We start from the raw sequence: 18,679 nt of genomic DNA on the forward strand, positions 1-18,679 counted from the left end.
AAGTCTGGAATTCCTGACCGTATGGTATTGCTGACCTGACGGCAGGCATCCCTGCGCCTAGTCTCAATCCATCGAATTTCTCGATCGGCAATTTTTTGTGCCGCTTTAGGGTCAGTATTTATCGACCTGCCTAAGACGACGTTTTCAGACGACACCACTTTTAAAGGATAAGACCATGCTTGAAACTATTTCCGAACTGCCTCCCACCCTCTTTGACGTCATCGGCGTTTTCGGGTTTGGGCTATACGTTTTGAACTACACGATGCTGACATTTCATCGCGTCACATCCCATTGCAAAACCTATTTCGCGATCAATCTTGTTGCCGCAAGCATGGTTCTGACGGGAATGGCGTTTTCGTTCAATCTGGCATCCGCTTTGATCCAGATGTTCTGGATCGGCATTTCGATCGCCGCGATCATCATGCGCGTGCGCACCTCTAAGGGTGAAACGATGCCGGCCGAATTGGCCTAAAGACCCGCAGCGGTTTGACGCACAATCTGCACCCGTTCGGCATTGGCCGGATGGGTTCCTAGGAAGCGATTGCCCGGATCAGGAATACGGAAAAAGAAGTCCGCCCCGCGAACCGGATTATACCCAGCACGTGCAGCGATTATGGTGCCCAGTCGGTCTGCCTCAAGCTCGAAATCCTTGGAATAAGAACGAGCGCCCACAGCCGCACCGAGTTCTTGCGCGGTCCGAACGGCCTCGTCACCGCCCCCTGTCACCCCCGCCAGCTGGCCAAATACCACGGCCCCTAAAGTCGCATTCTCGCGCTGACGGCCGAGGTGGTTTTCAACATGATGCGCCGCTTCATGGGCCATAACAAAGGCGATCTCGTCGCGATTGCGTGCGTCTGCAATCAGGGCAATCGTAAAGGCAATGATCGGCCGCCCTTGCTCATCAACGGTTTGAAACGCATTTGGCGGCTGGCCCGGGCGGTCATCGACGACAATCAGGAAATCACAATTCAATCGAGGGGAGCGATTGCGGCACTCGCGCTCTGCAACCGGTTCGACCTGTTGAACCACATCAACGAAAGCCCGCGCCATACCGCGCTCGGTGCGCGGTATTTCGAACCGCGTATTCGGTGACGCTGCTTGGATTGGCGTTTCAACGGGTGGCTGGCTTACAGGAGGCACCGATGGCTGCACCGCAACATCACACCCCGCCAGTGCAAAAGCGGCAACAGCCAATCCTTTGAATACCTGCATGTGCGCGTTCCCTATCTCGTGCCTCGTTGCCAATAATCTAACAGAGAACCGACCGCCCGCCAGCCCCATCACGAAGTTGTAAGCGGTGAAGCGCCCTTGACGGCTATACCGCCACGCCGTCAGTGTGACAGAAAGAACGGGGGCCAAATGTTTACGATTGAACACGAATTTGACGCAACGGTTGTCACCTTGGTGGATGATGGCGAAGCGCCCCTGCGTGAGGATGTCGTTATTTCCGCATTTGCAGATTGCGTGACCCTGACCCAGATCGACCCGCGCACAGACATGCCCGTGGTCGTAACCCTATCGATGGAGCAACTGCGGGATCTGTCCCATGCGCTAGATTTGCCCGAAGGCGCGTACCGTTTGCGCAAAGATGACTAAGCGTTGTTCGGAATTTGAGTATTTAAGAGCCAAAGAAAGAGAAAGAGGAGCTGCATATGAGCACGGGGTTTTTCTGGGACGAGCGGTGCTTTTGGCATGGTGGCGGAAACTACGCTGGCATGTTGCCTGTCGGTGGTTTGGTGCAGCCCATGGCCGGCGGCGGGCTGCCTGAAAGCCCTGAAAGCAAGCGGCGGTTGATGAACCTGATGGACGTGACGGGGCTGGCGCGTGAGCTTGACCTGCGCCATGCCCCCGAGGCCACGCGCGAAGATCTTTTGCGGGTGCATCCTGTGTCTTACCTCGAGACGTTCAAAACCACCTCAGATGCAGGCGGCGGGGAGCTTGGGCGGCGCACGCCCTTTGGTCCGGGCGGATACGAGATGGCGGCGCTGTCGGCGGGCCTGTCGATCGCCGCACTTGAGGCGGTGTTGCGCGGTGAGGTCGACAATGCTTACGCGTTGTCTCGCCCGCCGGGGCACCATTGTTTGCCGGATTATCCGAACGGCTTTTGTCTGTTCGCCAACCTCGCCCTCGCCATTCAATCGGCGCGCGCCAAAGGGTTGGCAGAACGCGTTGTGGTGCTGGATTGGGATGTTCATCACGGCAACGGCACCGAGGCGATCTTCTATGAAGACCCTGATGTGTTGACCATTTCCATGCATCAAGAACGCAATTACCCGATGGATACCGGCGATTTTGCCGATCGCGGGCGTGGCGCGGGCGAGGGTTTCAACCTGAACATTCCGCTGCCGCCAGGCACGGGGCACATCGGGTACATTGCCACGATGGAGCGTATCGTGTTGCCACAAATCCGTGCGTTTAAGCCCGACGTCATCGTCATCGCTTGCGGCTATGATGCGGCCGCGATTGATCCGTTGGGGCGCATGTTGGCGACGGCTGAGACGTTTCAGGTGATGACGCAGCAGGTCAAAACCCTTGCGGCAGAACTATGCGGCGGAAAACTGATGATGGCCCATGAAGGCGGATATTCCGAGGTCTACGTGCCGTTTTGCGGGCACCACGTATTGGCGGAAATGGCGGGCAGCGCAATCACTGCGCCTGATCCGTTTGAAGAGGTCTTTCCGCTACGCCAGCCAAATGCTGCCTTTGATCGGTTCGTGGATGGCGTTTTGGACGAAATGTTGCAGGCGCTATGACGTCAGGCCGCCAAGTTAATCCGTAGCGGCGTTTTGAATCTATGCTGCGTTAACCGGATTTCGTGGCCCTCAATGCTCACGCTTTTGCGCCATAGGTTGCCCTTCATCAGGTCGCCGTATACCTTTGCGTAATCGCGGAACTGGTCATTGCTGATCGCAAAGGACACGGGCAGGTGTTTCAGGCTGCTGAGGATGTATTTATCCGCCTGAACGCCACTTGGGACGATATAGGTTTCATCCGCCGCTAGCCCGAATACATTGCGCAAACCCGTTTGCTCATGACGTTGGCCCGCAGGGTAGTCCCCGTTTTCGATCAGGGTGTAAAAGATGTTGGCGTCAAAGAAACTGACGATCCGATACCCCTCGCGGCGCAATTGCTGGGCAATCAGGCGCACGGGCTGTGTGCCGATGCCCTGATCCACCCCGAAATGGTATAGATTGCTACCGTCAAAAACGGCCGTCTTGGCGTCGAGTTCAAGCGCTCCCATGAAGCCATTTTGGTCATGGGAGAGCAGGAAATGTTCGTTGGCAGGTTTGCCCGTTTTATTGTGCCGCTTAGGGCTGCGCGGACCAACCCAAGCGATGAATGCCCAAAGCAAAAGCAACCCCAAGAAAGCAGGCCCGAGCCACCATCCAAGCGATTGATTTTGCGCCCATAACAGCGGCAATACGGTCAATCCCGTCAGAACCAAAGCGTTGGCGAAAAGATACCAGACATGGGCTGACCAACCATCCTTGTCGGCCGCCAGCTGCGGGGGCTTCGCTGTTAGCTTTTCACGAAGCGTTCTTGGTGAACCTGTCATCAAACCTCACGCAACCTCGACGCTGTTTGTGGGCTATTCGTACGCCGCATCCACCATGAATTCGACCTTCAACACGTCACGGGCAAGTTTCGCGTTTACGCAGGCGCGCGCTGGCGCGTGGCCCGTTGGCACCCACGCATTCCAAACCTCGTTCAGGCCCGCAAAGTCATCCATATCCGCCAGCCAGACCGTAACCCGCAACATCTGTTCACGTGATGAACCGGCTTGGATTAGCAGCGCGTCGATTTTATCAAGGCAGGCTTGTACCTGCTCCTGAATGGTATCGCCCTCGGCCACTTGCCCTGTCAGGTAAACTACCCCGTTGTGTTTGACGATCTTGCTTGAGCGTTCACCGGTTTCAATACGTTCAATCATGGTTTTTCCTTTTGATATTCCCCTGTGACCTAGCAGAGGATGGGCCAAGCGACTATCTGTTTAGCACCCTATCGGAGAGACCCATGCCAGACCGCAACCAAGCCGCCCTCGACTTCCTGCTGACCCGCCGTTCACGCCCCGCCAAGACTCTAACGACGCCTGTACCGGATCGTGCCACGCTTGAGGTTCTGCTTACGGCAGCGGCCCGCACACCTGATCACGGCAAACTGGAGCCATGGCGATTTATTGTGCTGGAAAAGCAGGCCCTTACGCGCCTTGCGAAAATGGTCCCCGCACGCGCAGCAGCACTGGATATCCCCGAAGACAAGCTTATCAAAGCCGTGGCGCAATACCGGGATGCCGACCTTGCCGTTGTGGTTGTGGACAGCCCCGTAGCCTCCGAAAAGGTGCCGCAGATTGAACAAACCTATTCCGCTGGTGCTGTCTGCCTTTCGCTTCTGAACGCGGCCCTTGCGGCGGGTTGGGGTGCGAACTGGCTGTCCGGCTGGGCATCCCATGATCCTGTGTTTTGCAAAGACGGGCTTGGCCTTGGGACCCATGAACGTGTTGCGGGCCTTATTCATCTTGGGACAGAAACCAGCGCGCCGCCAGAACGCCCACGCCCTGACCTTGAACAAAAGGTCACGTGGGTTTCGCAATGATATTCACCGACTTCCTAAAGGCCCTCGGCCAGATGGACGACCGCGCTTTTCGCCGCGTTCTGTTTCTTGGCCTTGGCCTAACGATTGCGCTTCTCGTCGGAGTTTACGCCGCGTGGCTTGCGCTTGTTGATACATTTGCCGACGGCCCTCTTACGATTCCGTTTGTTGGTGAAGTCACATGGATCGGCTCGCTCCTTGGCTGGGGCGGGCTTGGCGTCCTCATCCTCGCCTCAATCTTCCTAATGATCCCCACCGCCTCTGCCATCACCTCGTTCTTCCTAGAAGACGTAGCCGACGCTGTTGAGGCCAAACACTACCCCGACCTCATGCCAGCGCCCAAAGTGCCGTTCTCTGACGCGCTTATCGACACGATCACATTCTTTGGTGTTTTGATCGGGGCAAACCTTTTGGCGCTGATCGCCTATGGGTTTTTGCCATTCTTCGCGGTGCCGATCTTCTTCTTGCTCAACGGCTACCTGCTCGGACGAGAGTATTTCACAGTCGCAGCGCTTCGCCGCGAAGGGCGCGTAAGGGCCAAGCAAATGGCACGTGCACATCGCGCGGAAATCTGGATGGCGGGGGTCTTAATGGCTATCCCACTTGTGGTGCCGATCATGAACCTGTTCATCCCCATCTTGGGCGCAGCAACCTTCACCCATCTCTATCATCGTTTGGCGGGTAGCCCGAAACGTTAGCTAGATCGCACAAACTACCCTAGGGTTGTGGTGTTCCTTGTTTGACTCGGAGATCCACCATGCCCCCTCATGGCAAACCCGAAGACGCGTTTCGCTTTCGCACCTCTGTCGAAATCCGCGCGCTGGATACCCATTTCGATCTGCGAAATGTTCCGCCCCGTGCCGATGACCGCTTGTTGCTGGCTTGCTGGAACATCGCAAACTTTGGCGTGCAAAACCGCAGCGACGGCGCATTGGACATCCTCGCTCATATCTGTGGCAAGTTTGATTTGATTGCGGTGCAAGAGGTCAATGAAAACTGGCACCCCCTCGCGGAGATGGTGGAACGTTTGGGACCAACTTGGGACTTTGTGATGTCTGATACGGCGGGAAATTCTGAACGCCTCGCCTTCGTGTTCGACCGTTCCCGCGTCACCCCTAAACAGTTATTCGGCGAAATTGCCTTGCGCGCGAGCGACTACCCCAAGCGCGATGTGACCGTTCACTATACCTATTACAAAAAGCCAAAATCAGAGACCTTCGAAAAATTGTTGTTCGAACCCTTTGATCGCAATCCCTATATTGGGTCCTTCGCCTGCGGCATGCTCGATTTAACCTTGGCGAACGTGCATTTGTATTATGGAAAAGGCGGCAACCCGACCACACAGATCAAACGCAAAGCCTATGCCCGCCGCATCATGGAAGTGCACGCGTTAGCACGTTGGGCCAATAAACGCAGCGAAAAAGACACGACATACGATCAAGACATTGTTCTGTTGGGCGATATGAACATCCCAACGATGACCCCCAAACAGGGCACCTATCGCGCCTTAATCGAATACGGCATGCAGCCGCTTAAATATACGTCCCGCGTGGGTGGCTCGAACCTTGCGGGGGACAAGACATATGACCAAATGACCTTCGCGCCGGGCCGTTTGCAAAGCAAGATCATCGACTACGATGTGTTTGATTTTGACAACGCCGTCTTCGCCGGCCTCTGGGACCGGCTGTCGGATATCCAAGACGAAGACAAACGGGTCTCAGCCTTTCGCAAACATGTGAAGTACCACCTGTCCGACCACCGCCCGCTTTGGGTTCAGTTGGACGTATCCTGAGAACTGCTCGGTGGACCCATGCGGTCAAACCAGTCTAAGTCACGCACCGAAATCCAACCTGATAGGATGATCGCGACCAGCGTGGCCCAAATGGGAACGGCAAAATAGGTCGTGATACGCGCCTTGCGCCCGATCTGTGCGTCAGCCGGTGCGGATTTATGCGTTCCGGGGACCACTTCCCCAGCCTCGCCCTGCGTTTTCATGCGCAGCGGTAGCACGACGAAAAATGTCATGAACCACACGACAGCAAACAGGACGATGGCAGATGTAATGCCCATCAGACTTGTTCCAGCTCAACCAAGCAGCCGTTGAAGTCTTTGGGGTGCAGGAACAGCACAGGCTTGTTGTGCGCACCTATCTTGATGTCACCCAACACACGTGCGCCTTCAGCCAGCAACTTGTCGCGTGCAACTTCAATGTCGTCGACTTCGTAACAAATGTGGTGAATGCCGCCTGCGGGGTTCTTTTCAAGGAAGCCAGCAATCGGGCTGTTGTCGCCCAACGGGTACAGGAACTCGATCTTGGTATTGGGCAGTTCGATAAAGACGACTGTAACCCCATGATCAGGTTCATCTTGGGGTTCACCTACATTGGCACCCAATGCACCGCGATACTGCGCACAGGCTGCTTCAAGGTCTGGCACCGCAATTGCCACATGGTTCAAACGTCCTATCATTTTGATACCCTTTTTTTAAGATTTGGCAGTCTTATCGGCCATGGCGCGCATGGGCGCAACGTACAGCATGTCGCGGGCATTTCGGCGGCTCCATTAACCTAAGATTCACCAACATATCGTCTAGTGAGTCGAAACACGTAACGGGGGACCGATCATGGACAGCTTGGATGATTTTATGCAGATGCGCCCGCCAACAGCGGCGCGGCCTTTGTTGGGATTAACGGTTCTCGTCGTCGAGGACAGCCGTTTCGCTTCTGAGGCTATGCGCCTGCTTTGTCTACGCTCTGGTGCGCGGATCAGACGGGCCGACAGCCTGTTTCACGCCCAACGCCACCTAGCCGTCTACCGCCCCTCTGTGGTGATTATCGACCTTGGCCTACCCGATGGGTCCGGCGTCGATCTTATTCGCGACCTCACCCAAGGCCCCAGCCGAATTGAAGTTGTGATTGGCACATCTGGCGATCCTGACGGTGAAGCCCTAGCAATCAAGGCGGGTGCAGACGGGTTCATGCCCAAACCGGTTTCCAGCATCGGCTACTTCCAATCCAAAATCCTTGAACATCTGCCCGCCGATCGTCAGCCCAAAGGCCTACGCACCCTCAATGATGAAGTTATCATCCCTGACGAAGTCGCCCTGCGCGACGATCTTGAGGCCGCTGCCGTCGTGCTTGAAGATGCAACCGATCAACGCTCACTACGGTATCTGACCCAGTTTCTGGGCGGTGTGGCACGCAGCGTCGCCGACACCTCGCTTGAGCGTGAGATGGACACATTAGCGGAAATGCAAACATCTGGCGAAGCCGTCCAATCGCAAGTCGCCCGTGTTGCCGCCATGGTGCAAGACCGCATAGCGCGCACAAGCCCGATCTAATCTCACTTAACCAGCTTGGTCAGGGTCGCTGGCCGCGCGACAAGGCGTGGTTAGGGCCCGCAACGCCTGGCGCTGATGTCCATCCGCATCGAAGTTATCTGGCGCGAGCCACGTCTGAAACGCAGCCTTCAATGCGGGCCATTCTCCGTCCGTCATCGCCAACCATGCGGTGTCGCGATTGCGCCCCTTAACAATCAAATGCTGCCGGAAAATCCCTTCCCAAGAAAACCCCAACCGCTGAGCGGCACGACGGGACGGCGCATTCAGCGCATTGCATTTCCACTCATACCGCCGATAGCCAAGATCAAAGGCATTCTGCATCATCAAAAACATCGCTTCCGTCGCGGCCGGTGTGCGCTGCAAGGCAGGTGAAAAGTTGATGTTGCCGACTTCAATCGTACCCATGCTAGGCACAATATTGAGGTAAAACGCATACCCCACAGGCGATCCATCCGGCAAACACACGGCGTAACCGCTCCAGTCGGCACGCCCAATCGACACACGCAAACCTGCAAAAAACTCTGCTTCATCTTTCGGAACTTCCTCATAAAGGTAGTCCCACAAATGGTCCTCGCCCACCATCCGCGCCCAAAGCGCGGGCCCGTGCGTTTCAAGGTCAATCTTTTCCATGCGGACATAACGGCCGATCAGCGTCTCATCCGTCGGAAACTCAGCTTCCGCAAAAGCCACCTTATGGCCAATTGGCCGTTCAATTTTGTTCACTACAATTCCCCCAAATGCCCCCACGCCCGCCGCAGGTCGGGCAGAAAGTTGCCCCATTTCCCAATCATACAGTCCCCAGTACGAGTTGGGGCAGCAAGAGGAAATCGAGTAAATGGAACGTTTTGTTAAGAAGTTTTGGACTGAAGAAGACGGTAACACAACAATCGACTGGATGGTTTTGACCGCCGGCCTCGTTTTGTTGGGCGCCGCTGTTATGGCAACTGTTGGTCAGCCGGTACAATCACTTGCTGAAGACACGTCTGCGGTTGTCGAAGAAATCGGCCCAAACACGGGCGTATAACTGCCCTAACGCACCAACCCAGGGTTCGGGCCTAACTCGAGACCTGGAAAAATGGCCTGCTCTAGCACCGCTTGATCAAGGCCGATTAACCCCCGCATAACCCATGCAACATGTGCACGCACATCACGCGTTGGCAGCAAATCGCGACCTGCATAAAGGTCGCCGTCGCCCAATCCGGGCCAATCCCCGATCACCTGCCCACCGCGAAGCGCACCACCCGCAAACAGCATCGCACCGCCTGTGCCGTGGTCCGTGCCGCCACTGCCATTCTCGCGCGCCGTGCGCCCGAACTCGGTTAAACACAGCACCGCAGTCTTATCCCAAGCGGGCCCAAGTCCCGCCTTCAGCGTCAAAATCGTATCCGTCAGCGCCCGTGCCACGTTCCTCATACCATTACTTTGTCGTGCATGGGTGTCCCATCCGTTGATAGAAAACGACGCGATCCGCGTATCTGCCCGCAAACGGGACGCTGCGAATTCCGCAATTTTCACATGCTCGCCACCTCGTGAAACCGTCTCCATCATCGGGCTTTGCGCCATCATCACTTCGGTTTCTTCCGCCAGATCCGCCTCCAGCGAAATCTGTTCGGCAATGGCGATGGCTTCGTCTGAGGCATCCCGAAACAGCGGATCATCATGATGCACAACATTCAGCAATGCCCGTGCATTGGGTGAAATCGTCAGCCGCGCATCTGGTGACCATCGTGACGCAGGCGCATCCCCTGACAGGACCAACATCTGCTCGCGCCCAATCGCAAACGCCACCTCAGGTTCTAACCCCGGCACCACCTGCAACATGCGGTTCAACCACCCATCACGCAGACCTCCGCTAGTCAGGTTAGGCAACCCCGCCTCCAAAATATCTTGCCCGTCAAAATGACTACGCTTGTCGCGATAGGGCGTGGACACCGCATGCACTGCCCCAAACTCACCCGTATTCCAAAGCGGACGCAGCGGTTCAAATGACGGATGCAACGCATAATACCCGTCCAAGTCAGCGGCATTTCCATTAAACAACGTCGGCCTTAACCCCGCCAACGCAGGGTCGCCGTAAGGCTGGATCACATCCAGCCCATCCATCGCGCCGCGCAGAATAATCACAACCAAGCGCGCGTCCCACGGGGCTGCTGCCATCGCGACAGGCGTCACAAACGGCGACGCCGCAGCAGAACACCCAAGTGCCGTGCCACCAATCAGGAACTTTCTACGATCCATCGCCTATCTCCTCTGAAACGCGGCGGACGCCAGCACAAGACCAACCCCGTCGCTCACAGTTTCAGCCGCATTCGCGGCAAACAAAACCGCCTCAGGCGGTTTCGGGCCAAGCGCCGTAAACACAAAATCACGCGGATCGGGAAGCCGGTCCAATAACGTCCTCGGCATCTGCATCGACCACGTGATCCGCCCCGCCATCCCCTGCGGAGTGATCCAGTTTTCCTCTTCCTCAGGCCAACCATCCGGCCCAACAGGGCGCTGCCATGTTTGCCCCATTACTGTCATTGGACGCTGTATGGACCGGCGGATCACGCCCTTCTCAGCGTTCATAATTTCATCGCGCGACACGCCCAACGCACGTATAGATGATGCAATAAAATCAAATGGTTGCTTTACCTTCAACGCATCAGGCGCCCATGCGGTCTCATGCTCTAGCATCACCCCATACATCCCCATCAAAGCGCCGTTATCTTCTAAATACCGCGCAGCCATAGCATCGACCAAACCCCCATCAGGGGTCGGAGTGATGAAATGCACCACCAGCTTACGCGCAAGGTGTCGCGCCGTATCAGGGTGGATCGCGATTCCGCGCAATCCTGCGTTCACTTCCTCGATCGAGGCAACCTCCCCGCCCCCATACTCAACACCTAAAACCCGCTCTGCACCGGGTTCAGCCCGCGCGGGTCTGAAAACACCACCCTCTTGGACATTCGCATAAACCCCTGTCAGCAGTTCAGCCAATTCTCGAACGTCAGTTTGTTGATAGGCGCTGCCAACACCCAACGTGTGCAGCTCCAACAGCTCCCGCGCTAGATTTTCGTTTAGACCTTTCACGTTATTGCGTGCTGCGCGCGAATTTGGCCCCATCGACTGATGCTGATCCAAAGACCAGATCATCATCGGACTGCTCACCACCGCTATCAACATCTCAGCAAAGTCGCCCATGACAAACGGGCGAATGGCCTCTTCGATATATGGCGACACCAAGTGCCTGTTGATGCCCTTGGTCGAACGCGCCGTAAAATGATCGGCCCAGAACCGCACAAGACGTTCGCGAAAACCGTCTTCGGTATGGGCCGCGCGGTTCAAATCGGCTTTGACGAATGACAACATCGCTTCGCCGCCATCTTGACCGACCTGCCGACGCTGTTCATCTGCCGCCGCCTCGTCGTCAGTTCCGCGGGCAGCGTTTAACGCCCGTGTCGCGTCAAGATAATCCAACGGCGACGGGTAGACATCTTTGTATGTCGGGATCGGAAATTCCGCCGCGATCGTATCTGGCCCAGCCAAACGCGCCAACATATCTGCAACGGACACGGGCGGTGCAATCGTCGGGGACAGCCCCATACCAAAACGGATCGCTGCAATGGTCGGGTCAAACGGCACGAACGGGTCCTCCTACGGGATCAATTTGTGCAGTTTATACGCGCAATCAACCCATGTCCCGTGTTCAAAACGAAAATGGGCGGGGAATTACCCCGCCCATCGTTCAATATTTCAGGCCGATTAGCTTTCTTGCGGCACGACCCGCAGGCTCAACTCGCGCATTTGTTCGTTCATCGGCAGGCTTGGCGCGCCCATCATAACGTCTTCGGCGCGTTGATTCATCGGGAACATTATGACATCGCGCAGGTTGTCGGCATCTGCGAGCAACATGACGATCCGGTCAACACCAGCCGCACAACCACCGTGGGGCGGAGCACCGTATTGGAACGCATTAACCATGCCGCCAAAACGCTTTTCAACTTCGTCTTTGCCGTAACCCGCAATTTCAAACGCCTTGAACATGATTTCAGGGCGGTGGTTCCGGATCGCACCAGACACCAGCTCATAGCCGTTGCAGGCAAGGTCATACTGATAACCAAGCACATCTTCAGGGTCGCCATCCAGCGCCGCCATCCCGCCTTGCGGCATGGAAAACGGGTTGTGTTCAAAGTCGATCTTGCCGGTTTCTTCGTCACGCTCGTAAATCGGGAAGTCCACGATCCAAGCGAAGGCAAAACGGTTCAGGTCCGTCAGGCCAAGCTCATCGCCGATTACGGCGCGGGCTTTACCAGCAACGGTTTCAAACGCTTTCGGCTTACCACCAAGGAAGAACGCCGCATCGCCAACACCAAGGCCAAGCTGCTGACGGATCGCTTCCGTGCGCTCAGGGCCGATGTTCTTGGCCAATGGGCCAGCGGCCTCTTCGCCCAGAACGATCTCGCCGGATTTGATCAGCGCATTCACTTCTTTAACGGTGATCCCACGCTCTTGCGCGATGGAATCCGCCGATTGTTTGCGCCAGAAGATATAGCCCATGCCGGGCAGCCCCTCTTTTTGCGCGAACGCATTCATGCGGTCACAGAATTTGCGGCCACCACCGGTAGGTGCCGGAATAGCGCGGACTTCGGTGCCTTCGTTTTCCAACAACTTCGCGAAAATCGCGAAACCGGACCCTTTAAAGTGCTCGGAGACAACCTGCATCTTGATCGGGTTGCGCAAGTCAGGCTTATCGGTGCCGTACCAAAGCGCCGCATCACGGTAGCTAATCTGCTCCCACGTCTGATCAACCTTACGGCCCTTGCCGAATTCCTCAAAGATGCCCGTGATCACCGGCTGGATCGTGTCGAACACGTCTTGCTGCTCAACAAAGCTCATCTCAAGGTCAAGCTGGTAGAAATCAGTTGGCGAACGATCCGCACGCGGGTCTTCATCACGGAAACACGGCGCGATTTGGAAATATTTGTCGTAGCCCGACACCATGATCAGCTGCTTGAACTGCTGTGGCGCCTGCGGTAGCGCATAGAACTTACCCGGGTGCAAACGCGACGGCACAAGGAAGTCACGCGCGCCCTCAGGGGAGGATGCTGTGATAATCGGCGTTTGATACTCGCGGAAACCCTTGTCCCACATCCGCTTGCGCATAGATGACACAACGTCAGAGCGCAGCTTCATGTTTTCCTGCATCTTCTCGCGGCGCAGGTCGAGGTAACGGTACTTCAGGCGCGTGTCTTCAGGGTATTCTTGATCGCCAAACACCATCAAAGGCAGCTCGTTTGCCGCACCCAGAACTTCGATGTCACGAATGAACACTTCGATTTCGCCGGTCGGCAGCTTTTCGTTCACAAGGCTTTCGTCGCGCGCCATGACGTTGCCATCAATGCGGATACACCACTCGGAACGTACCTTTTCGATCTCTTTGAATACAGGGCTGTCAGGGTCCGCCATCACCTGCGTAATGCCGAAATGGTCACGCAAATCGATGAACAACAACCCGCCGTGGTCGCGAATACGATGTACCCAACCGGACAAACGGACGGTTTCACCCACGTTATCCTTGTTCAATTCGGCGCAAGTGTGGCTGCGATAGGCGTGCATAATATCGGTCCTTAACGGGTCAAACGGTCGGCCCGATACACCCCTTTGAACGCGCTAAGTCAAGGGCAGCGCCCCGTCTTTTAAGGGGCACCGCCTGTTTGTTGCGTCAGATCACCCCAGAACGGCGCGAACGATCGTGATTATGACCGCCCCGACCAGCCAGTAGCCGATGTGGATCAGCCCGACGTTCACCGATTTGCCCGCAAACAAACCGCCCGCCGTGTTCAGCGCGCCGTAAGCCAAAATCGCAAGGATCGACACCGACAAGCCGACACCGCCAACAAAGATCGCCGCCAGAAACAGCCCCAAAGTATTCATTCCCATCGCCAAAGCCATGTTATCGGTCGGGCTATCCGCCGCGACACCGGCCCCTTCGGCCCAGATTTGCCCCGTCGGCCACTTCGGATTGTACCAAACGAACCCCAGCCCCATGCACAAAACCAGACTGACGATCACCGCCAGCCAGCTCGTATTTGATAAAATCATTCCCATGATCGCCCCCTATTTTTCATCTCTGATGGGGTCACATTAACCCATTTTTCAATTGATCCAAAAGATTAACGGCCGCCGTGCAAAATGCAGTCATTTTTCAGGTCAAATCCGCTTGCACCCTGCGTCCAGACTCCCTAAACGCAGGACAATTTGCAAATTATGGGGGCTGCCATGCCAAAGAGAACCGATATCCAGTCGATTATGATTATTGGCGCGGGTCCTATTGTTATCGGTCAGGCCTGCGAATTCGACTACTCTGGCGCCCAAGCCTGTAAAGCCCTTCGCGAAGAAGGCTACCGCGTGGTTCTGGTGAATTCCAACCCCGCAACGATCATGACAGACCCCGGCCTTGCGGATGCGACCTATATCGAACCCATCACACCCGCTGTTGTCGCCAAGATCATCCTCAAAGAACGCCCAGATGCGCTGCTGCCAACCATGGGCGGGCAGACAGGCCTAAACACGGCGCTGGCCGCCGATGAGATGACGATCTCCCAGCTGTTTGAAGGTGCTGAACTGGACGCCGTGCTGGAAGAATTCGGCGCAGACGCTGCGGATAAATCCATCCTCGAAGTTGCTGGCGTTGAAATGATCGGCGCGAAACGCGAAGCCATTGAGATGGCCGAAGACCGCCAGCTGTTCCGCGAAGCAATGGATCGCCTTGGCATCGAAAACCCGAAGGCGACGATTGTTACCGCGCCAACCAAAGACAAAACCGCGCCGCGCATCACCGACAAATTCGACATTCCCGCTGGTATCGCCATCGCGATGGAAGCCTTGGAGGAAATCGGTCTGCCTGCCATCATTCGCCCAGCCTTTACAATGGGCGGAACGGGTGGCGGCGTGGCGTATAATCGCGAGGAATACGAACACTTCTGCCGCACGGGCATGGAAGCCTCCCCCGTTGCACAAATTCTGGTCGACCAATCCCTGCTTGGTTGGAAAGAGTACGAAATGGAAGTTGTGCGCGACACCGCAGATAACGCCATTATTGTGTGCTCAATTGAGAATGTGGACCCGATGGGCGTTCACACAGGCGACTCCATCACTGTCGCCCCTGCCCTCACATTGACCGACAAAGAATACCAACTGATGCGCACGCATTCGATCAACGTGTTGCGTGAAATCGGCGTCGAAACCGGCGGGTCCAACGTACAATGGGCCGTGAACCCTGCGGACGGCCGCATGGTCGTTATTGAGATGAACCCACGCGTGTCCCGTTCTTCCGCGCTGGCGTCCAAGGCCACAGGTTTCCCGATCGCAAAGATCGCCGCGAAACTCGCCGTGGGCTTCACGCTCGATGAACTCGACAACGACATCACAGGCGTCACACCTGCGTCGTTCGAGCCATCCATCGATTACGTCGTCACGAAGATTCCGCGCTTTGCGTTTGAAAAATTCCCGGGCTCCGAACCATACCTCACAACGGCGATGAAATCCGTGGGCGAAGCAATGGCCATCGGCCGTACCTTCCACGAATCCATGCAAAAGGCGCTCGCGTCTATGGAAACGGGCCTGACTGGGTTCGACGATATCGAAATCGAGGACGCACCAGACAAAGCCGCCATCACCAAGGCCCTCGCCCAGCAAACACCGGACCGTATCCGCGTCATCGCGCAGGCCATGCGCCACGGGCTGTCAGACGGCGAAATTCAGAACGTCACCGCATTCGATCCGTGGTTCCTCGAACGTATCCGCGAAATCATCGACGCGGAAACTGTCGTCAAAAAAGACGGGCTTCCAACGACCGAAGACGGCCTTCGCCAGCTCAAAATGCTCGGCTTCTCGGACGCACGCCTCGCCACTCTGACAGGCCGCGACGAAGACAACGTGCGCCGTGCGCGTCAAAACCTTGGTGTCAAAGCTGTGTTCAAACGTATCGACACCTGCGCCGCCGAGTTTGAGGCGCAAACACCCTATATGTATTCCACTTACGAAGCCCCCATGATGGGCGAAGTTGAATGCGAAGCCCGCCCATCTGACCGCAAAAAAGTCGTGATCCTTGGCGGTGGCCCAAACCGCATCGGCCAAGGTATCGAGTTTGATTATTGCTGTTGTCACGCGTGTTACGCCCTCACCGATCAGGGCTATGAAACCATCATGATCAACTGCAACCCCGAAACCGTGTCCACCGACTACGACACTTCGGATCGCTTGTATTTCGAACCGCTGACGTTTGAATCTGTCATGGAAGTCCTACGGGTTGAGCAGGAAAACGGCACCCTGCACGGCGTCATCGTCCAGTTCGGTGGCCAGACGCCACTGAAGATCGCGCAGGCTCTCGCTGACGAAGGCATCCCGATCCTCGGCACTTCGCCCGACAGTATTGATTGGGCCGAAGACCGTGAGCGTTTCCAAGCCCTCGTCAACGATCTCGGCCTGTTGCAGCCCAAGAACGGCATCGCGTCTACAGATACACAAGCTCTTGAAATTGCTGGAAACATTGGCTTCCCGCTGGTCATCCGCCCATCCTATGTTCTGGGTGGTCGCGCCATGGAAATCGTGCGCGACATGTCCCAGCTTGAACGCTACATCTCAACCGCCGTGGTGGTTTCCGGTGACAGCCCCGTCCTGCTCGACAGCTACCTCGCTGGCGCAGTCGAAGTAGACGTCGACTGCCTATCGGACGGCAAAGAAACCCATGTTGCGGGCATCATGCAGCACATCGAAGAAGCCGGCGTTCACTCCGGCGATAGCGCCTGTTCCCTGCCGCCACACACTCTGTCCGACGAAATCGTCGCGGAAATCAAGCGCCAAACCAACGCGCTGGCCTTGGCCCTCAAGGTCGTCGGCCTGATGAACATCCAGTTCGCCGTCAAAGCCAATAATCAAGGCATCGAAGAAGTCTTCTTGATCGAAGTGAACCCACGCGCCTCCCGCACGGTTCCTTTTGTGGCCAAGGCCACCGACTCCGCCATCGCTTCCATCGCCGCCCGCCTTATGGCTGGTGAGCCGCTGAGCAACTTCCCGATGCGCGCGCCCTACGCCGCCGCTGCGGACCCGATGGACGTCATGCCGCTGGGCGACGCCTTCACCTTGGCCGACCCCAAAACCCCGTGGTTCTCCGTGAAAGAGGCCGTTCTGCCGTTCAACCGCTTCCCCGGCGTCGACACGATCTTGGGGCCTGAAATGCGCTCCACCGGCGAAGTCATGGGCTGGGCGCGCAGCTTTGATCGGGCCTTCCTCAAGGCGCAGATGGGCGCGGGCGTTGACCTGCCGACCAAGGGCACCGTGTTCTTCTCAATCAAAGACACCGACAAAACCCCGCAACTGCTTGAGACCGCGCAAATCGTTACCGACCTCGGCATGACCATCTGCGCCACCCGCGGCACCGCCGCTTGGCTGGCCGAGCAAGGTATCAAAGCGGACGTGGTGAACAAAGTCTACGAGGGCGGACGCACCGTCGCTGACCTGCTGAAAGACGGCGAAATCGCACTTGTGTTCAACAGCACCGAAGGCACCGCCGCCGTGGAAGACAGCCGCTCCATCCGCGCCGTCGCCCTAAACGACCGCATCCCCTACTACACAACCCTCAGCGGCTCACACGCCGCAGCTTTGGCGATGAAAGCCAAGGTTGATGGGGATGTTAAGGTTCGGGCCTTGCAGGGGTGACTGGCTCCGAGCGCCACAGAGTGGCGCTCGGAATGTTTCAAAGTACGGTTGCAATTGGCAAACACTCTTCGCTGCCATCAGTTCTCCGAACAACAACTGAAGACCCATCAAGAACCTCTGCCAAAAGGCCTTCATATATCCGCAATGAACGGCGAATAACTTCAGCATACGAAGCTGCTTCGGTAACATCCTTTATTGAGGTCAACCGCGCCATAGATTGGCTCGGAAGGATCAATTGAAGCCTGGCAGGTGCCGAGTCTGCTTCAATCGCTACAGATGGAAGCTCCTTAACATTGTCAACTGCAACCTTAGTTGCATGCTTACCCGCATCATCTTTTTTTGCCAACATTTAGGCACATCCTTCCAGCACCGCAGCATCTGAAATCGTTGATACCGCTGGTGACAGCATTCCATTTACCCGCTTTCTCACAGTTCGGCCAAATGATCTCAAGCTGGAATTACTTGATCGCGTCCAGTGAGACGCCAACCGAGTGGGTAACGTCAAAAGAAAGGCGACCGAGGCAACCCCTCTTAAGATTAATCCGCGAAACGCAGTTACCCCGGCGGAAATGCACTCGATTGCAAATGATAGAGCATCACTCAAACAGACGGTTACGCGGCCCGCCAATGCAGCTACTAGCTGAGTTTTCGTCATAGGTTTACAAGACATTAACAGTCTCCCATTTCTAAAAAGAGTATTATCCACACATGTCACCTCAACGCCTGCAGGCGGAGGGGGCGAACCCCCTCCAACTCTCACAGGAAGAGAGAAACGAAACCTAAACCAACACCAAAAACCCCGAGAATCACACCAGTGCCAAATCTGTATACTTGAGTTGTGTTCTCTTCACTTTCTTCGCGGTCATCCTCCAAGTCCAGCGACAAGTCGCCTTCTTGCTCAGAGACTTCAGTTCCATCCTCCAGAAACTCTATTTCAACCTCAATGATATTGAAGTCTTCAACAAAGCCTGCCCGTAAGTTTTTAATCTTACGTCTGGGGGACATCGGGCGGTTACTCCTTTTTGTTGTACAGACCTTCACCATGAAG

21 protein-coding genes are annotated in these 18,679 nt (G+C 56.2%); 9 read left to right on the forward strand and 12 right to left on the reverse strand.

The features are described from left to right. Positions 1 to 175 precede the first annotated feature (175 nt). Complete coding sequence (locus OCA8868_RS04930; RefSeq protein ID WP_093995381.1) at positions 176 to 472, forward strand: CBU_0592 family membrane protein; 297 nt, start codon at positions 176 to 178, stop codon at positions 470 to 472. Here the strand turns inward: OCA8868_RS04930 and OCA8868_RS04935 are convergent. Next, a complete protein-coding gene (locus tag OCA8868_RS04935; RefSeq protein ID WP_093995382.1) occupies positions 469 to 1,212 on the reverse strand; it encodes a M48 family metallopeptidase in 744 nt (247 codons plus the stop codon). The two genes, OCA8868_RS04930 and OCA8868_RS04935, sit on opposite strands and share 4 nt — an antisense overlap. A gap of 147 nt (positions 1,213 to 1,359) precedes the next feature. Between OCA8868_RS04935 and OCA8868_RS04940 the strand changes: the two genes are divergently transcribed. Both OCA8868_RS04940 and OCA8868_RS04945 read left to right on the forward strand, forming a co-directional pair. Beyond that, entirely contained in the window at positions 1,360 to 1,596 is a 237-nt protein-coding gene (locus tag OCA8868_RS04940) for a DUF8831 family protein (RefSeq protein ID WP_093995383.1), read from the forward strand. Between the two features lie 56 nt (positions 1,597 to 1,652). Further along, positions 1,653 to 2,753 carry a histone deacetylase-like amidohydrolase gene (locus tag OCA8868_RS04945; RefSeq protein WP_093995384.1) on the forward strand — a complete coding sequence of 367 codons (1,101 nt, stop codon included), beginning with the start codon at positions 1,653 to 1,655 and terminating at the stop codon, positions 2,751 to 2,753. A gap of 2 nt (positions 2,754 to 2,755) precedes the next feature. Here OCA8868_RS04945 and OCA8868_RS04950 read toward each other — a convergent pair whose 3' ends face one another. Then, entirely contained in the window at positions 2,756 to 3,556 is an 801-nt protein-coding gene (locus tag OCA8868_RS04950; RefSeq protein ID WP_093995385.1) for a hypothetical protein, read from the reverse strand. 33 nt (positions 3,557 to 3,589) lie between these two features. Next, on the reverse strand, positions 3,590 to 3,931 hold the full coding sequence (locus tag OCA8868_RS04955; RefSeq protein WP_093995386.1) for a RidA family protein: 342 nt from the start codon (positions 3,929 to 3,931) through the stop codon (positions 3,590 to 3,592). Positions 3,932 to 4,014: 83 nt separating this feature from the next. Here OCA8868_RS04955 and OCA8868_RS04960 point away from each other — a divergent pair, with 83 nt between their 5' ends. Genes OCA8868_RS04960 through OCA8868_RS04970 form a run of 3 tightly spaced genes read left to right on the forward strand, consistent with a single transcriptional unit; the run spans position 4,015 to position 6,382 of the window. Continuing rightward, on the forward strand, positions 4,015 to 4,593 hold the full coding sequence (locus OCA8868_RS04960; RefSeq protein ID WP_093995387.1) for a nitroreductase family protein: 579 nt from the start codon (positions 4,015 to 4,017) through the stop codon (positions 4,591 to 4,593). Beyond that, positions 4,590 to 5,288: an EI24 domain-containing protein gene (locus OCA8868_RS04965; protein ID WP_093995388.1), complete on the forward strand. Its 699-nt coding sequence runs from the start codon at positions 4,590 to 4,592 to the stop codon at positions 5,286 to 5,288. The genes OCA8868_RS04960 and OCA8868_RS04965 overlap by 4 nt, the downstream gene beginning before the upstream one ends. Positions 5,289 to 5,347: 59 nt before the next feature. Beyond that, the gene (locus tag OCA8868_RS04970) at positions 5,348 to 6,382 is read left to right on the forward strand and encodes an endonuclease/exonuclease/phosphatase family protein (RefSeq protein WP_093995389.1); all 1,035 of its coding nucleotides are present in this window, start codon (positions 5,348 to 5,350) and stop codon (positions 6,380 to 6,382) included. On the opposite strand, the gene OCA8868_RS04975 is transcribed toward OCA8868_RS04970, so the two are convergent. After that, a complete protein-coding gene (locus OCA8868_RS04975; RefSeq protein ID WP_093995390.1) occupies positions 6,364 to 6,660 on the reverse strand; it encodes a DUF1467 family protein in 297 nt (98 codons plus the stop codon). The two genes, OCA8868_RS04970 and OCA8868_RS04975, sit on opposite strands and share 19 nt — an antisense overlap. After that, a complete protein-coding gene (gene mce / locus OCA8868_RS04980) occupies positions 6,660 to 7,058 on the reverse strand; it encodes a methylmalonyl-CoA epimerase (protein WP_093995391.1) in 399 nt (132 codons plus the stop codon). The genes OCA8868_RS04975 and mce overlap by 1 nt, the downstream gene beginning before the upstream one ends. A 154-nt stretch (positions 7,059 to 7,212) precedes the next feature. Between mce and OCA8868_RS04985 the strand changes: the two genes are divergently transcribed. Then, complete coding sequence (locus OCA8868_RS04985) at positions 7,213 to 7,929, forward strand: response regulator (RefSeq protein ID WP_093995392.1); 717 nt, start codon at positions 7,213 to 7,215, stop codon at positions 7,927 to 7,929. 6 nt (positions 7,930 to 7,935) lie between these two features. Here OCA8868_RS04985 and OCA8868_RS04990 read toward each other — a convergent pair whose 3' ends face one another. Then, positions 7,936 to 8,652 (reverse strand): GNAT family N-acetyltransferase, encoded by a 717-nt coding sequence (locus tag OCA8868_RS04990; protein ID WP_245848037.1) that lies wholly within the window; start codon positions 8,650 to 8,652, stop codon positions 7,936 to 7,938. 112 nt (positions 8,653 to 8,764) lie between these two features. Here OCA8868_RS04990 and OCA8868_RS04995 point away from each other — a divergent pair, with 112 nt between their 5' ends. Next, positions 8,765 to 8,953, forward strand: coding sequence for a Flp family type IVb pilin (locus OCA8868_RS04995; RefSeq protein ID WP_093995394.1), 189 nt, complete (start codon positions 8,765 to 8,767; stop codon positions 8,951 to 8,953). Between the two features lie 5 nt (positions 8,954 to 8,958). Here OCA8868_RS04995 and OCA8868_RS05000 read toward each other — a convergent pair whose 3' ends face one another. The 4 genes from OCA8868_RS05000 to OCA8868_RS05015 form a co-directional block, all read right to left on the reverse strand. Next, a complete protein-coding gene (locus OCA8868_RS05000; protein WP_093995395.1) occupies positions 8,959 to 10,167 on the reverse strand; it encodes a DUF1501 domain-containing protein in 1,209 nt (402 codons plus the stop codon). A 3-nt stretch (positions 10,168 to 10,170) separates the two neighbouring features. Then, entirely contained in the window at positions 10,171 to 11,553 is a 1,383-nt protein-coding gene (locus OCA8868_RS05005) for a DUF1800 domain-containing protein (RefSeq protein ID WP_093995396.1), read from the reverse strand. A gap of 120 nt (positions 11,554 to 11,673) precedes the next feature. Continuing rightward, the gene (gene aspS, locus OCA8868_RS05010; RefSeq protein ID WP_093995397.1) at positions 11,674 to 13,527 is read right to left on the reverse strand and encodes an aspartate--tRNA ligase; all 1,854 of its coding nucleotides are present in this window, start codon (positions 13,525 to 13,527) and stop codon (positions 11,674 to 11,676) included. A 111-nt stretch (positions 13,528 to 13,638) separates the two neighbouring features. Then, entirely contained in the window at positions 13,639 to 14,019 is a 381-nt protein-coding gene (locus tag OCA8868_RS05015; protein WP_093995398.1) for a DUF1761 domain-containing protein, read from the reverse strand. A 171-nt stretch (positions 14,020 to 14,190) separates the two neighbouring features. On the opposite strand from OCA8868_RS05015, the gene carB reads away from it, so the two are divergent. Beyond that, positions 14,191 to 17,631 carry a carbamoyl-phosphate synthase large subunit gene (gene carB / locus OCA8868_RS05020; RefSeq protein ID WP_093995543.1) on the forward strand — a complete coding sequence of 1,147 codons (3,441 nt, stop codon included), beginning with the start codon at positions 14,191 to 14,193 and terminating at the stop codon, positions 17,629 to 17,631. A gap of 37 nt (positions 17,632 to 17,668) precedes the next feature. Here carB and OCA8868_RS05025 read toward each other — a convergent pair whose 3' ends face one another. Together OCA8868_RS05025 and OCA8868_RS05030 are read right to left on the reverse strand one after the other, a co-directional pair. Then, positions 17,669 to 17,980 carry a hypothetical protein gene (locus OCA8868_RS05025; RefSeq protein WP_093995399.1) on the reverse strand — a complete coding sequence of 104 codons (312 nt, stop codon included), beginning with the start codon at positions 17,978 to 17,980 and terminating at the stop codon, positions 17,669 to 17,671. Positions 17,981 to 18,387: 407 nt separating this feature from the next. Continuing rightward, positions 18,388 to 18,636, reverse strand: coding sequence for a hypothetical protein (locus OCA8868_RS05030; protein ID WP_143849514.1), 249 nt, complete (start codon positions 18,634 to 18,636; stop codon positions 18,388 to 18,390). Positions 18,637 to 18,679: the final 43 nt, after the last annotated feature.

Origin of the sequence: Octadecabacter ascidiaceicola, from assembly GCF_900185015.1 — a bacterium.
Lineage (GTDB): Bacteria > Pseudomonadota > Alphaproteobacteria > Rhodobacterales > Rhodobacteraceae > Octadecabacter > Octadecabacter ascidiaceicola.

Coding starts and splice junctions, on each gene's coding strand:
- OCA8868_RS04930 (WP_093995381.1), top strand. CDS start 176: ATGCTTGAAACTATTTCCGAACTGCCTCCCACCCTCTTTGACGTCATC.
- OCA8868_RS04935 (WP_093995382.1), bottom strand. CDS start 1,212: ATGCAGGTATTCAAAGGATTGGCTGTTGCCGCTTTTGCACTGGCGGGG.
- OCA8868_RS04940 (WP_093995383.1), top strand. CDS start 1,360: ATGTTTACGATTGAACACGAATTTGACGCAACGGTTGTCACCTTGGTG.
- OCA8868_RS04945 (WP_093995384.1), top strand. CDS start 1,653: ATGAGCACGGGGTTTTTCTGGGACGAGCGGTGCTTTTGGCATGGTGGC.
- OCA8868_RS04950 (WP_093995385.1), bottom strand. CDS start 3,556: ATGACAGGTTCACCAAGAACGCTTCGTGAAAAGCTAACAGCGAAGCCC.
- OCA8868_RS04955 (WP_093995386.1), bottom strand. CDS start 3,931: ATGATTGAACGTATTGAAACCGGTGAACGCTCAAGCAAGATCGTCAAA.
- OCA8868_RS04960 (WP_093995387.1), top strand. CDS start 4,015: ATGCCAGACCGCAACCAAGCCGCCCTCGACTTCCTGCTGACCCGCCGT.
- OCA8868_RS04965 (WP_093995388.1), top strand. CDS start 4,590: ATGATATTCACCGACTTCCTAAAGGCCCTCGGCCAGATGGACGACCGC.
- OCA8868_RS04970 (WP_093995389.1), top strand. CDS start 5,348: ATGCCCCCTCATGGCAAACCCGAAGACGCGTTTCGCTTTCGCACCTCT.
- OCA8868_RS04975 (WP_093995390.1), bottom strand. CDS start 6,660: ATGGGCATTACATCTGCCATCGTCCTGTTTGCTGTCGTGTGGTTCATG.
- mce (WP_093995391.1), bottom strand. CDS start 7,058: ATGATAGGACGTTTGAACCATGTGGCAATTGCGGTGCCAGACCTTGAA.
- OCA8868_RS04985 (WP_093995392.1), top strand. CDS start 7,213: ATGGACAGCTTGGATGATTTTATGCAGATGCGCCCGCCAACAGCGGCG.
- OCA8868_RS04995 (WP_093995394.1), top strand. CDS start 8,765: ATGGAACGTTTTGTTAAGAAGTTTTGGACTGAAGAAGACGGTAACACA.
- OCA8868_RS05000 (WP_093995395.1), bottom strand. CDS start 10,167: ATGGATCGTAGAAAGTTCCTGATTGGTGGCACGGCACTTGGGTGTTCT.
- aspS (WP_093995397.1), bottom strand. CDS start 13,527: ATGCACGCCTATCGCAGCCACACTTGCGCCGAATTGAACAAGGATAAC.
- OCA8868_RS05015 (WP_093995398.1), bottom strand. CDS start 14,019: ATGGGAATGATTTTATCAAATACGAGCTGGCTGGCGGTGATCGTCAGT.
- carB (WP_093995543.1), top strand. CDS start 14,191: ATGCCAAAGAGAACCGATATCCAGTCGATTATGATTATTGGCGCGGGT.
- OCA8868_RS05025 (WP_093995399.1), bottom strand. CDS start 17,980: ATGTTGGCAAAAAAAGATGATGCGGGTAAGCATGCAACTAAGGTTGCA.
- OCA8868_RS05030 (WP_143849514.1), bottom strand. CDS start 18,636: ATGTCCCCCAGACGTAAGATTAAAAACTTACGGGCAGGCTTTGTTGAA.